Here is a 12,875-nt window from a genome sequence, read left to right on the forward strand (position 1 = left end):
GTCCCTTGGTGAGGTTTGGGCAAAACCCTGAAAAGACATAAACCCGGATCGTAGGAAGGGAGAGGCAGGCTTTCTTCCAGAACTGCCTCTGGTGTTTAAACCTGAATTTTATAGGGATATTTACGTCTGTTCTTGTGATACACGCCATCGGACGATATGACGTGGCCTCGGGTTCCATGTCAGCTCGTCCGGCAGGATGTTGAGGGACGTGGAGAGACCATCCGAATTATCCGCGCATTGAGGTACCATGAACATCACCGCTGAAGGCCCCGCCACGCCGCGTCGTGCGCTCCTGAAAATCTCCGGTGAGGCGTTGATGGGCACCGGCCAGTATGGCGTTGACGCCCAGACGGTCGACCGGATCGCCGCTGACGTCGCTGCTGTCGCACAGAGTGGCATTCAGGTCTGCCTCGTCGTCGGAGGTGGCAACATCTTCCGTGGACTGACAGCCGCAGCACGCGGCATGGATCGTGCGCAGGGCGATTACGCCGGGATGCTGGCCACCGTCATCAACGCACTGATGGTGCAGAACGCTCTGGAGCGGGAAGGCATCCCGACCCGGGTCATGTCCGCCATTCACATGTCCTCGATCGCCGAGCCTTATATCCGTCGTCGCGCTGTCCGCCACATGGAAAAAGGTCGTGTGGTGATCTTCGCCGCCGGCACGGGCAACCCGTTCTTCACAACGGATACGGCCGCGGCCCTGCGCGCCGCCGAGATGGACTGCGACATTCTGCTGAAGGGCACGCAGGTGGACGGCGTCTATGACTCCGATCCCCGCAAGAATCCGGATGCCAAGCGCTATGAGAGCCTGACCTATCTTGAAGTTCTGTCACGCGATCTCAATGTCATGGATGCCGCGGCCATCAGCCTCGCCCGTGAGAACAGACTGCCGATCATTGTCTTCAATATTCACGAAGCGGGTGCGTTCCAGCGTGTGCTGAGGGGCGAGGGGCCATTTACACGGATTGAAGAAGCCGGTTGATACAGCGCAAAGACGTTCATCAATCATTCATGTTTGAACCGGCGTGCGGATCATTGCCGCCGGTCTGTTGAGGGGAGAGCCACCGTGGCTGAACTGGACACGCTTACTGAAGATCTGACACGCCGTATGGAGGGTGCGCTCGACAGCCTGCGTCGTGATTTCGCCGGTCTGCGTTCAGGACGCGCCAATGCGGCCCTGCTGGAGCCGGTGCGTGTCGAGGCTTATGGTGGTGAGGTGCCGCTGACGCAGGTGGCGACGATCGCGGCTCCGGAAGCGCGGATGCTGACGGTTCAGGTCTGGGACCGTTCGTTGGCGGGTCTGGTGGAAAAAGCTATCCGTGATTCTGGTCTCGGTCTCAACCCGGCGGGCGAAGGCCAGACCATCCGCGTGCCGATCCCCCAGTTGACTGAAGAACGCCGTAACGAGCTGGCCAAAGCCGCTGGTCGGTATTCCGAAGGCGCCAAGATTGCCGTGCGTGGTGTCCGCCGTGACGGCATGGACAAGACCAAGGGTTTCGAGAAAAAAGGCGAGATCAGCGAGGACGATGTGAAGACCTGGTCGGATGCGATCCAGAAGCTCACCGACCAGTATGTGAAGAAAATCGACGAGGCGCTTTCTGAAAAAGAGCGCGAGATCAAGCAGGTCTGATCTCAGGGATGCCTCTTCCTCTGGCAACGGCGACAACAGGCCCGGCGACGATCGGAGCGTCTTCGGACGGTGCGATCCCCCGGCATGTTGCGATCATCATGGATGGTAACGGACGATGGGCCGCCTCTCGTGGGCTGCCGCGCATCGCCGGTCATCGCGCCGGAGCCGAGGCTGTCACCCGTTGCCTGAAGGCTGCGCGGGCGCAGGGGCTTGAATATCTGACGCTCTATGCGTTTTCATCAGAAAACTGGCGGCGTGGTCCGGATGAAGTCTCGGATCTGAAGGGGCTGCTCCGCTTCTATCTTCGTCACAAGGTGGCGGAACTGCATAGCCAGCAGGTGCGCATCCTGTTTGTCGGTGAAGTGCACCGTTTCGGCCCCGATCTCTGTGATGAGCTTGAGCGGGCCGAGCGACTGACGGCGCACAATACGGGACTGACCCTGCTGCTCGCCCTGTCCTATGGTGGGCGTAGCGAAATCGTGCAGGCTGCGAAGGCGCTGGCGCGGGCAGCGCAGCGGGGCGAAATCGATCCCGATTCGATTGATGAAGACGTCATGTCACGCCATCTGCTGACGGCGGGTATCCCCGATCCGGATGTCATTGTCCGTACGAGCGGAGAGCACCGGCTTTCCAATTTCCTGCTCTGGCAGAGTGCCTACGCCGAACTGGTTTTCCTTGATCAGCTCTGGCCAGACTTCAATGAAGCCAGCTTCATGCAGGTGCTGGAGATCTATGCCCGCCGGGAACGTCGCTTTGGTGCGCGTCCGGCGTGAGCAGTCCTGTTTCTCCGCCGAGCGGATCGGCTAAAGGTTCGAACTGGCAGGATCTCAGACCACGCCTTATTTCCGCGGCAGTGCTCATCATCGTGGCCGCCACGGCAATCGGCGCGGGTGGCGTGATCTATGGCGGCCTCATCATTCTGACCATGTGCGGGCTGGCCTCTGAACTGGCCGGACTGTTTGGACTGTCAACGCGGTCATGGCGCGGTGTGCTGTATCTGGGATGGGCCCTGTGCGCCGGGATCGTGGCTTATGCAGGCCGCTGGACTCAGCTTGTCGCCTTTCCCATGAGCGCTTTCATATTCGGCCCGGCCCTGTGGTGTGGTAACGCGATCATTGTCGCGGCGGGCGCTTCGCTGCTGTGGCTGCGTCTTGGTGTCGATACCGGCATATGGTCGGTTGTGTTCGTCATTGCTCTGGTCGTGGCCAGCGATTCCTCAGCCTATCTGGTGGGACGTCTTGTCGGTGGCCCGAAGCTGGCTCCGTCCATTTCTCCGGGAAAAACACGCTCAGGCGCTGTGGGCGGTCTGGCGGGCGCCATGCTGGCGGGTATGTTGCTGGCGTGGATGTCCAACAAAAATGGTGGTTTGCCGCTCTCTTCCGTGCTGCTCAGGAGCGCGGGATGGGCCGTGCTTCTGGGAATAGTGGCCCAGACAGGCGATCTGATCGAAAGTGCTGTAAAACGCAGGCGTGGCGTAAAAGACTCCGGCACGCTGTTGCCGGGGCATGGCGGACTGCTCGATCGTTTTGATGCGCTGCTGGCGGTTGCGCCATTGGCAGCCTTGCTGTCTCTCGCGGCACAGCAGGGTGCGGGTTTCTGGACTGTTGGAGTGGGCGACATTTTCGCCGCTCTGATGCGGATGATGGGACGCTGACGGAAGTATGACAGGGCTTCTTCATGGAGCCCTGTCGTTTTTTCTGGATAAAGCGGGTAAGATGAGGCGGTGATGAAGACAGTAACGGTTCTGGGATGCACGGGAAGCATCGGCTGCTCGACGGTCGATCTCCTGCATCAGTCGGGTGACGAAGTCGCGGTGCGGGTTCTGGTCGGTGGCCGGAATGTCTCGCTGCTGGCCGAGCAGGCGAAGGCGCTGCGTGCGGAGCAGGCCGTGATTGCGGACGAGGCTCTGCTGCCGGAACTGAAATCCCTGCTTGCCGGAACCGATGTGAAGGCCAGTGGCGGTCGTGCCGCCGTTATCGAAGCGGCGGGTGTTCCCGCTGACTGGACCATGGCGGCGATTACAGGTGCCGCCGGTCTGGAGCCGACCCTTGCCGCCGTGAAGAATGGCCGCACCGTGGCGCTGGCCAACAAGGAAGCGCTGGTCTGTGCTGGTGATGTCATGCTGCGCGCCGTCAAGGACGCCGGTGCGACGTTGCTGCCCGTCGATTCCGAACATAACGCCGTATTTCAGGCCATGGCGGACCGGCAGGAAGATCAGGTTGAGAAGATCATCCTGACTGCATCGGGTGGCCCGTTCCGTACATCCACGCTGGAACAGATGGAAGCAGCCTCACCCGCGCAGGCGCTGAAGCATCCGACATGGACCATGGGTGCTAAAATCAGCATCGATTCCGCCTCCATGTTCAACAAGGGGCTGGAAGTCATCGAAGCGGCGCGGATTTTCGGACTGACCGAAGACCGGATTGACGTGCTGGTGCATCCGCAGTCGGTCGTGCACGGTATGGTGCAATACACAGACGGCAGTCTGATCGCCCAGATGGGTTCTGCCGACATGCGTATTCCCATTGCGCACTGCCTTGCGTGGCCGAAGCGTATGGCAACGACCTCTCCCCGTCTGGATCTGGCGACTTTCGGGACGCTGGTGTTCGAAGCTCCGGACCCAGTGCGCTTTCCGGCGCTGCGTCTTGCGCGACAGGCGTTGCGTGACGGAGGGGCGGCATCCACCATCCTTTCCGCCGCGAACGAGGTTGCGGTCGAGGCCTTCCTGAACAACCGTATCGGCTTTCTCGATATTCCCCGTATTGTCGAGGCGGTCATGACGGCTCTCGGCGCTCCGGCCATCAATGATCTGGACGCGGTCCTTCACTGGGACGCGGAAGCGCGCCGTGCGGCGGAAGAGCGTGTCCTGAAGCGGGCCGCCTGAGCCGCCGTGAAACTCACGCCGCGATGCGTGTGCAAAGGAGTATGACCCATGCATGACCTGATCCGGACGATTCTGGCGTTCTGCGTCGTTCTCGGCGTTCTGGTCTTCATCCATGAGCTTGGTCATTACCTCGCCGCACGCTGGCGCGGGGTTAAGGTCGAGACTTTCTCCATCGGCTTCGGTCCGCCGCTGGTCCGCTGGACGGACAAGGCCGGGACCGAGTGGCGTGTAGGGCCGATTCCGCTAGGTGGTTTCGTCAAGCCGCATGGGTTTGAAGGCCCCGATGAGGCGACCGACGAGCAGAAGGCGGCCTGGGAGCCGGGACGGACCTTCCATGACAAGCCTGTCCTGTCGCGGGCGATCATTATCCTCGCCGGACCGGTCTTCAATTTCGTGCTGGCATTCGTGCTGTTCGTGCTGCTGTTTGCGACCTGCGGCCAGCCCATTCCGCGCAATGAAGTCGCTGGCGTAAAGGCCGGAAGCGCCGCCGCGACTGCCGGTCTGAAAATCGGCGACACCATCCTCGGTCTGGGCGATCTGAACAGCTCCGATGTCGCCGCGATCCAGAAGCAGGTTGCTTCCGAACCGGGACAGCAGACAACCATTCACATCAAGCGTGGTGCGGAAGATCTCTCCCTGCCGGTGACACTGGGCACGGTGAAGCCATCTTCAGCGCAGGCCAAGCCGATCGGCCAGCTCGGCATCGAGTTTGCCTCGACGCCGGGAGCGCCTCAGTCCTTTCCAAAGGCTGTTGTCAGCGGGGCGAAGGCGACCTGGATGACGACCGTGCAGACGTTGGATGGGCTGATCCAGATCATCACCGGCCAGCACACGGCGCGTGATCTTGGTGGGCCGCTCCGTATCGCGCAGATGTCCGGTCAGGTCGCGCAGTATGGCTTTGCCAGTCTGCTGTCCTTCATGGCGCTGCTTTCGGTCAATCTGGGACTGATCAATCTGTTCCCGGTGCCGATTCTGGATGGAGGCCGTCTGGTGTTCTATCTGGTGGAAGCGATTCGAGGCCGTCCAGTGCCAAAAAAGATACAGGAGCTGGGTTTTCAGGCAGGATTTGCCCTGCTGGCCGGACTGTTCCTGTTTTCCACCTTCAACGACCTTTCCAGTTTTGGTCTTTTCAGGTGGCTGTCCTCTCTGGCGGGATAAGACGGCTCTTTCGGAGCGCCCATGGAGGCGCTCCCAGTGTCCTGCGGCAGGGTTTATTAAAAAAACCTTTTGCATAATGCGGAAAACCGGCATCACTGGCTTGCGGGATGACCGGAAGTTCGGATAGTCCCATGATGGACGCAAAGCTGTGTCCCAGGGGAGGAAGCCGTGCAGATGGCGCAGGTTCCTGTTTCCCTGAAAGTGACGGTTCGGAAAGGCTGCCTTGATGGTGACAATTCAGGACGGAAAGGGTGCTGGTGTTGAAGAGTAAACGTTCGGCTCTGCTTGCATCGGTGTGCCTGCTGCCCGCCCTGTTATCCCAAAAGGCGTCCGCCCAGTTCATGCCGGTGCATCAGCATCCGGCAGCGTCACGGCAGACGGTCGGCGACGATGTGATTTCCCGCAATCAGCGTATTGAGGAGATTGAGGTCCGCGGCAATGACCGTATCGAGACCAGTACGGTTCTGTCCTATATGGTTGCGCGTCCTGGTGACACCTTCAATCAGGATGATCTCGACCGTTCGTTGAAGACTCTCTACGCAACGGGTCTTTTCAAGGATGTGACGCTGCACCGGTCCGGCAACATGCTGCAGGTGCAGGTCGTCGAAAACCCGATCGTCAACAGGATCGTCTTTGAGGGCAATCACGCGGCGAAGGATGAAGATCTTCGCAAGGTGGTCGGCCTGCGTCCCCGTGCGGTCTTCACAGCCGAGGCGGCGACATCCGATCGGCAGAAGATTCTTGAGGTTTATGCCCAGAAGGCCCGTTACGGCGCCGAAGTGACGCCCCAGCTGATCAAGCTGGCGCATAATCGTGTCGATGTGGTCTTTCAGGTCAATGAAGGCCCCCAGACACTGATCAAGCGCATTACATTCGTCGGAAACAGACATTTCAGCGAAGCGCAGCTTGCCAGTGTGGTCTCTTCCAAGGAAACGGCCTGGTACCGGTTCTTCTCTTCCGCTGACCAGTATAACCCGGAGCGGCTGCGGTACGATGCGGAGCTGCTGCGTCGCTATTACCTCGCCAACGGCTTTGTCGATTTCCAGATGGTCAATGCGACCGGCGAAATGTCACCTGATCGCAAGTCCTTCTTCGTGACGTTCACGATCAAGGAAGGACCGCGCTACCGTCTGGGCAAGATCGATATCCGTTCCAGCCTGAGACATATGCCGGCCGTGAAGCTGCGTAAGTATGTCGAGGTGTATCCAAACCAGTGGTACGACGGAAACGCGGTCCAGCAGAACGTGACCAACATGGAAGAGAGCCTGCAGAGTGAAGGGAATCCCTTCGCGATGGTCCGTCCCGAGATTGCCCGCAACCCGGAAAAACAGGTCGTCAATCTGCTGTTTGACGTGAGCGAAGGCCCGCGGATGTATGTCGAGCGGCTCGACATCAACGGAAACACCGTCACGCGTGACAATGTCATCCGTCGCCAAATGCCGATGTCCGAGGGTGACCCGTACACACCGGTCCTCAAGAAATACGCCAAGCAGTCCCTTGAGGATCTGGGCTACTTCAAGACGGTTACGATCAATCAGGGGCAGGGATCTGCGCCGGACAAGGTCAATGTTTCCACTGGCGTCGTGGAAAAACCGACGGGTGAATTCTCCCTTGGTGGCGGTTACTCCACCGACGTTGGCGTAATCGGCAATATCGGCCTGAAGCAGCATAACCTGCTCGGCACGGGCATTGACGCCGGTATTTCCGGCACCATGGCCTATTACGAGCGTCAGGTTGATGCCTCGATTACCGATCCGTACTTCATGAACCGTAACCTCGTGGTCGGTGCGGATCTGTTCTACATCAACAACCACTACCAGACGTATCAGAACTACTCTGAAAGCCGTTACGGTATCACGCTGCGTATGGGCTACGCCTATACCAACCATCTGTCGCAGTCGTTCAACTACTCGCTGATGGAACGTGGCGTTTCCGGTGTCTGGGATCATTCGTCCCAGTATATTCTGGATAACCAGGGTCACTCACTGCTCTCGCAGCTTGGAACCGTACTGCAGTATGATACCCGTGACCGGCGTATGCTGCCGCACAAGGGCTTCATCCTCCGTCTGGGTGGCGATGTCGCCGGTCTGGGGGGTGATGCCCGCTATCTGCGTGGGAAGTTCGACGCCGCCTACTACCTGCCGCTTGACGATCTCATGAACAATCATGACTGGACCGTCGAATTCAAGGGGGGCACCGGCTTCATGACCGACTGGGGTCATGGCAAGGACTGGATCATCGATAACTTCTATCTCGGTGGCAACAATCTGCGAGGCTTCTGGGATGGTGGTGTCGGACCTCGCGCCATTGGTCAGGATACTCCGGTAGGCGCAAACAGGGCTGGCGAGGACATGCTTGGTGGCCGCTTCATCTATACGGGATCGGTTACGGTTCACTTCCCGATCCCCTATGCGTCTTCCATGGGGCTTCGTGGCCGCGCCTTTGTTGATACCGGTAGTCTGGCAGGTCTGCGCGTTCGTCGCCGCCTGACCAATCCCGAAAAAGATGGCTCCTTGTATCAGGGCGTGAGTGGTGACACCCTGACGCCGCGTGTCAGCGCCGGTGCCGGTATTTCCTGGAAAAGTCCTTTCGGTCTGCTGAATATCGATTGCGGCGTGCCGATCCGTCGCAGCTACAATGACCGCACGCAGCTTCTGCGCTTTGGCTTCGGCCAGCAATTCTGAGGTGATGATGATTCGTTTCTCACGGGCCGCTGTTCTGGCCTCTTCGATGTTGCTTGCCGCCGGTGGAATGATCTCCGGCGATGCGTTCGCCCAGTCGGCTGGCGGTGGCGGCTGGTTCGTGCCGAAGGCGGCGCATCCGGTTCCGCCTCCTCCGGCTCATGCGCCCTCGCATGCCAGTCGCCCGATGCCGCAGCCAGCGGATGATGACGGTAGCGGCAACGGTGGCGGTGATGATGGTGACAACTCATCCCGTCCGCCTCCGGTTCTGCCGCAGCCTGCCATTCCTCCTGCGCCTGCACTGCCGAAGGCCGCGCCGCCGCCAGCCGCCGTTATCGGCATGATCAGCGTTGCGGACGTCATGCGTCAGTCTCTGGCTGGACAGCAGGTCGAGCGTGAACTCGGTGGTCGCCGTGACGAGCTGGCACGTGACGCACAGCATGCGCAGGCTGGCTGGCGTGAAGAGCAGCAGAAGCTGCAGAGCAACGCCAAGAGCATGACGGCTGACCAGATCCAGTCGCAGGAGCGCGCCCTCCAGTCGAAAGTCATGCGGGCGCAGCGTCAGTTCCGTGACCGTAACCGTGTGATCCAGGAAGCCGCTCAGGTGGCTCTGGGACAGATTGAGCGCGAGCTTGTGCAGGTGATCCAGCAGGTCGCGGGCAGCCACGGCATGAATCTGGTGCTGCATAGCGAGCAGGTCGCCCTGCATGTGGATGGTCAGGACGTCACCAATGAGGTTGCCAAGCAGCTGAACGTGGTTCTGCCGAAAGTCTATATCCCGGCAGCAAACGAGGATCCGGAAGTGCTGGCCAAGTCCGGCAAGATGCCGACGACAGCCTCTCCCCCGCCGGGTCCGGCTCCGACGAGCAGTCAGGCAGCCGCGCCTGCGCCATCAGCTGCTCCGGCACAGAAGTGACCGGACAGAAGGTGGTCTGACATAATGGTGCGTAATCCTGAAACTGCGTTGGGGGATCAAAAGGGAGCGGGTGTGGCCAATGCCCGCTTTTTTACCCGCAGCGGTCCGTTTTCCGGCGAAGAACTGGCTGAAGCGGCGGGAGGGGAATTCGTCCCTCCCCGTGAAGGCGCAGAAACAGGACGCCGTTATGTTGGAATTGGTCCTCTTCAGTCAGCAGGGGCGACCGAGGTCAGTTTTCTTGATAACCGACGTTATGTACCGCTGCTTGATGCTACCGCTGCCGGGTTGATTATCGTTGGGCCTGCATTTGCGAAGCGGGTGCCTGCAACCAGTGCGGCGATTGTTTCTTCCACCCCTTACCTCGCGTGGTCGCGCGTGGCGCGGATGTTCCATCCGGTTCCGCCCGCGAAACCGGGCCGCCATGCAAGCGCCATCATCGGAGAAGGCGCTGTTGTGCCGTCCTCCTGTGAAATCGGACCTTTCGTGGTGATTGGAGACGGTGTCGAAATCGGTGAGGGAACCATCATCGGCCCCCATGCCGTTATCGGGGATGGGGTGACCATTGGCAGGGACTGCCGGATTGGCCCGCAGGTTGTCGTGTCGCATGCGACACTTGGTGACAGGGTGATCCTGTTTCCCGGTGCGCGGATCGGGCAGGACGGTTTTGGTTTTGCCGTCGGTCCCGCGGGCTTTGAAAGCGTGCCGCAGCTTGGACGCGTCGTGCTTGAGCATGACGTGGAGATTGGGGCGAATTCGACAATTGACCGTGGTTCGGTGCAGGACACGGTGATTGGCGCAGGTTCGCGCCTCGACAATCTTGTTCAGATTGGTCACAACACCCGCCTCGGCAAATGCTGCATCGTGGTGTCGCAGGCGGGTATCTCCGGTTCGACCGAACTGGGTGATTTCGTGACAGTCGCGGCCCAGGCCGGTCTGATCGGCCATATCAGGATCGGCGCGAAAGCCCGGATTGGCGCACAGTGTGGTGTCATGTCGGATGTTGAGGCCGGTGCCGACGTTATTGGCAGTCCTGCGATGCCTTTCCGCGAGTTTTTCCGGAATGTGGCGACGCTAAGAAAGCTGTCAAAGAAACCCGGTAGCGGGGAAGAGTGACAGGAACTGGCGCAGCAAGCGCATTGGGAATGGTTTGAGAGACGTGGATCAGAAACCTGAAACGCAGGCTCCCGCAAAGGAGTCGACCCATATTGAAGCCGTGGATGTCATGCGGATCATGGAGGCGATTCCTCATCGCTATCCGTTCCTGCTGATTGATCGCATGGTTGATGTCGAGTTGGGTGCATCGGCCGTCGGTGTGAAGAATGTCTCCGTTAATGAGCCTTTTTTCCAGGGGCATTTTCCGGCCCGGCCAGTGATGCCGGGTGTGCTGATTGTCGAAGCCATGGCCCAGACCGCAGCGACGCTTGTGGTGTTGACGCTTGGCAAGGCGTTCGAGGGCAAACTGGTCTATTTCATGACGATCGAGAACGCGAAATTCCGTCGTCCTGTTGGTCCGGGCGATCAGTTGCGCATTCATGTCGAGAAAGAGCGGCAGCGGGCGAACGTATGGAAGTTCAAGGGCGTGGCGCGTGTGGAAGGCGTGGCAGTGGCGGAGGCTACATTCAGCGCCATGATCATGGAATAGGAGCGGTCTGGGGCAGGGTGTTTGACTTCCATCTGAAGCCAGACTTCCTGATAATGATTCTGCCGGTCCACGAATTGCCGTAATTGACGTGGATACGGGAAATGGCGGCAATGGAGGCAGCTCTGGCTGAAGCGATGAAAATTAAGGAAGCAGGCCTCTCTCGAGGTCTTGAGTCGTTTCCCGAAGGCATCCATCCCACGGCGATCATTGCTCCGGAAGCAAGACTGGGTAAAGGCGTACGGATTGGCCCATGGTGTTCAATCGGCCCCGATGTCGAGGTCGGAGACGGTGTGGAGATGGTGGCCAATGTCATCGTGGATGGCCACACGCGTCTGGGTGAAAACTCACGTTATTATCCGTTCACGACCGTGGGGCTAGCGCCCCAGGATCTCAAATATAACGGGGAACCGACCCGCTGCGAGATCGGCGACCGCACGGTGGTGCGTGAGCACGTCACGATCCATCGGGGCACGGCGACTGGAAGTGGCTTGACCCGTGTTGGGTCCGACTGTCTGATCATGGCCAACGCCCATGTCGCCCATGACTGCACGCTGGGTGACCGCGTGATCATCGTCAACAATGTGGTGATGGGTGGCCACGTTTCCATTGCGGATGATGCTCGCGTGATGGGTTCTGCTGCAATCCATCAGTTTGTCCGGATTGGTCGCGCGGCGCTGGTTGGCGGTGTTGCGGGAGTTGAGGCAGATGTCATTCCTTACGGCAGTGTACTGGGAAACCGGGCACGTCTGGTCGGGCTGCACTGGATCTGGCTGCGTCGTCATGGGGTGAAGCTGGAAGAGCGGCACCGCATGCGGCAGGCCTTCAGGCTGCTATATCCGCGGGATGGTCAGGGTGATGTCTTTGCCGCCCGCCTTGAGCAGGTAAAAGCGCAGTTCTCGGATGATCCGCGGATTGCTGAAATTCTTGCCTTTATTGATGCACCCTCGCGTCGTGGACTCGTGCGCATCGCGACAAGTGATTTCTCCACGAGTGAAACTGAAGTCGGTTAAGGCATCAGGCGATGAGTGTTTCTGACGCATCACGACGTTGCGTTGGTATCCTCGCGGGTGGCGGTCCATTGCCCGGACAGGTGGCCGCCGCTGCCGCTGCCCAAGGGCGGGATGTTTTCATCGTCGCCTTTCAGGATTTTGCGGAACCTGCCGTTGTCGAGCCTTGGCCTCATGCCTATGTGCGTCTTGCGGCTGCGGGCACCATCCTTTCCGAACTGCGCAAGCATGATTGTGGCGACATCGTTCTGATTGGCCCAGTCCGCCGGCCTTCCTTTCGTGATCTTCGTCCGGACACTGAAGGCGCCCGTATCCTTGCGCGTCTTGGGCGAGCGCTTTTCGCCGGTGATGACGGACTTCTGGGTTCGCTTGTCAGAATACTTGGAGAGGAAGGGTTCACCGTCCGGGGAGCTCATGAATTCCTGTCCCAATCTTTGGGGCGTAAGGGCTCTCTTGGACGTCATGAGCCTGATGGCATGGCTCTCTCTGATATCGAACGCGGTGTCGAAGTGGTTCGGGAACTGGGGAAGCTGGATATAGGGCAGGGATGCGTCGTTCAGAACGGTGTTGTGCTGGCTGTTGAAGCCATGGAAGGCACTGACGCCATGCTGAAGCGTGCCGGTCAGTGTCGCCAGCCCGGTGAGGGGGGGGTGCTGATAAAGCTGTGCAAGCCAGGCCAGGAACGCCGTGCCGATATGCCGACGATTGGCCCCAGAACCATTGAGGAAGCGGCTCAGGCAGGTCTTGTCGGGATAGCGTTCGAGGCTGGCGCAACCCTGTTGACGGATCCGAAGGCCTGTATTGTGGCGGCGGACAAGGCAGGTTTGTTTTTGTTTGGTGTTTGAGGGATTTACCTCGCGCCAATTAAGTATACTGAAAATTTTGATTATGAATTATCGTTTTCACAAGAATTTACCATATTTCATTGAGTGATTTTTGCATGGAAACACAATA

General features: G+C 59.4%; 12 protein-coding genes. All 12 read left to right on the forward strand.

Going from position 1 to position 12,875, the window contains the following annotated elements; genetic code table 11:
- Window positions 1-247 precede the first annotated feature (247 nt).
- The 12 genes from pyrH to EMQ_RS13235 all read left to right on the forward strand — a co-directional run bounded on the left by pyrH (window position 248) and on the right by EMQ_RS13235 (window position 12,766).
- Entirely contained in the window at window positions 248-985 is a 738-nt protein-coding gene (pyrH, locus tag EMQ_RS13180; RefSeq protein WP_010668150.1) for a UMP kinase, read from the forward strand.
- A 126-nt stretch (window positions 986-1,111) separates the two neighbouring features.
- Complete coding sequence (gene frr / locus EMQ_RS13185) at window positions 1,112-1,633, forward strand: ribosome recycling factor (RefSeq protein ID WP_048874179.1); 522 nt, start codon at window positions 1,112-1,114, stop codon at window positions 1,631-1,633.
- Window positions 1,634-1,641: 8 nt separating this feature from the next.
- The gene (uppS, locus tag EMQ_RS13190) at window positions 1,642-2,406 is read left to right on the forward strand and encodes a polyprenyl diphosphate synthase (RefSeq protein ID WP_010668152.1); all 765 of its coding nucleotides are present in this window, start codon (window positions 1,642-1,644) and stop codon (window positions 2,404-2,406) included.
- Window positions 2,403-3,287: a phosphatidate cytidylyltransferase gene (locus tag EMQ_RS13195; RefSeq protein ID WP_373278061.1), complete on the forward strand. Its 885-nt coding sequence runs from the start codon at window positions 2,403-2,405 to the stop codon at window positions 3,285-3,287. Before uppS ends, EMQ_RS13195 begins: the two co-directional genes overlap by 4 nt.
- A 72-nt stretch (window positions 3,288-3,359) precedes the next feature.
- Window positions 3,360-4,517 (forward strand): 1-deoxy-D-xylulose-5-phosphate reductoisomerase, encoded by a 1,158-nt coding sequence (gene dxr, locus EMQ_RS13200; RefSeq protein ID WP_018307879.1) that lies wholly within the window; start codon window positions 3,360-3,362, stop codon window positions 4,515-4,517.
- A gap of 48 nt (window positions 4,518-4,565) precedes the next feature.
- A complete protein-coding gene (rseP, locus tag EMQ_RS13205; RefSeq protein WP_010667020.1) occupies window positions 4,566-5,675 on the forward strand; it encodes an RIP metalloprotease RseP in 1,110 nt (369 codons plus the stop codon).
- 251 nt (window positions 5,676-5,926) lie between these two features.
- Window positions 5,927-8,359, forward strand: a complete 2,433-nt coding sequence (gene bamA, locus EMQ_RS13210) for an outer membrane protein assembly factor BamA (RefSeq protein ID WP_010667019.1) — start codon at window positions 5,927-5,929, stop codon at window positions 8,357-8,359.
- A gap of 7 nt (window positions 8,360-8,366) precedes the next feature.
- On the forward strand, window positions 8,367-9,272 hold the full coding sequence (locus tag EMQ_RS13215; RefSeq protein WP_031941498.1) for an OmpH family outer membrane protein: 906 nt from the start codon (window positions 8,367-8,369) through the stop codon (window positions 9,270-9,272).
- Between the two features lie 24 nt (window positions 9,273-9,296).
- Window positions 9,297-10,385, forward strand: a complete 1,089-nt coding sequence (gene lpxD / locus EMQ_RS13220; RefSeq protein ID WP_010667017.1) for a UDP-3-O-(3-hydroxymyristoyl)glucosamine N-acyltransferase — start codon at window positions 9,297-9,299, stop codon at window positions 10,383-10,385.
- A gap of 109 nt (window positions 10,386-10,494) precedes the next feature.
- Complete coding sequence (gene fabZ, locus EMQ_RS13225) at window positions 10,495-10,914, forward strand: 3-hydroxyacyl-ACP dehydratase FabZ (protein ID WP_031941497.1); 420 nt, start codon at window positions 10,495-10,497, stop codon at window positions 10,912-10,914.
- A gap of 134 nt (window positions 10,915-11,048) precedes the next feature.
- On the forward strand, window positions 11,049-11,924 hold the full coding sequence (gene lpxA, locus EMQ_RS13230; RefSeq protein WP_048874180.1) for an acyl-ACP--UDP-N-acetylglucosamine O-acyltransferase: 876 nt from the start codon (window positions 11,049-11,051) through the stop codon (window positions 11,922-11,924).
- An 11-nt stretch (window positions 11,925-11,935) separates the two neighbouring features.
- Window positions 11,936-12,766, forward strand: coding sequence for an LpxI family protein (locus tag EMQ_RS13235; RefSeq protein WP_010667013.1), 831 nt, complete (start codon window positions 11,936-11,938; stop codon window positions 12,764-12,766).
- Window positions 12,767-12,875 lie beyond the last annotated feature (109 nt).

Source organism: Acetobacter aceti NBRC 14818, assembly GCF_000193495.2.
Classification (GTDB): Bacteria; Pseudomonadota; Alphaproteobacteria; order Acetobacterales; family Acetobacteraceae; genus Acetobacter; species Acetobacter aceti.

Coding starts and splice junctions, on each gene's coding strand:
- pyrH (WP_010668150.1), top strand. CDS start 248: ATGAACATCACCGCTGAAGGCCCCGCCACGCCGCGTCGTGCGCTCCTG.
- frr (WP_048874179.1), top strand. CDS start 1,112: ATGGAGGGTGCGCTCGACAGCCTGCGTCGTGATTTCGCCGGTCTGCGT.
- uppS (WP_010668152.1), top strand. CDS start 1,642: ATGCCTCTTCCTCTGGCAACGGCGACAACAGGCCCGGCGACGATCGGA.
- dxr (WP_018307879.1), top strand. CDS start 3,360: ATGAAGACAGTAACGGTTCTGGGATGCACGGGAAGCATCGGCTGCTCG.
- rseP (WP_010667020.1), top strand. CDS start 4,566: ATGCATGACCTGATCCGGACGATTCTGGCGTTCTGCGTCGTTCTCGGC.
- EMQ_RS13215 (WP_031941498.1), top strand. CDS start 8,367: ATGATTCGTTTCTCACGGGCCGCTGTTCTGGCCTCTTCGATGTTGCTT.
- lpxD (WP_010667017.1), top strand. CDS start 9,297: ATGGTGCGTAATCCTGAAACTGCGTTGGGGGATCAAAAGGGAGCGGGT.
- fabZ (WP_031941497.1), top strand. CDS start 10,495: ATGCGGATCATGGAGGCGATTCCTCATCGCTATCCGTTCCTGCTGATT.
- lpxA (WP_048874180.1), top strand. CDS start 11,049: ATGAAAATTAAGGAAGCAGGCCTCTCTCGAGGTCTTGAGTCGTTTCCC.
- EMQ_RS13235 (WP_010667013.1), top strand. CDS start 11,936: ATGAGTGTTTCTGACGCATCACGACGTTGCGTTGGTATCCTCGCGGGT.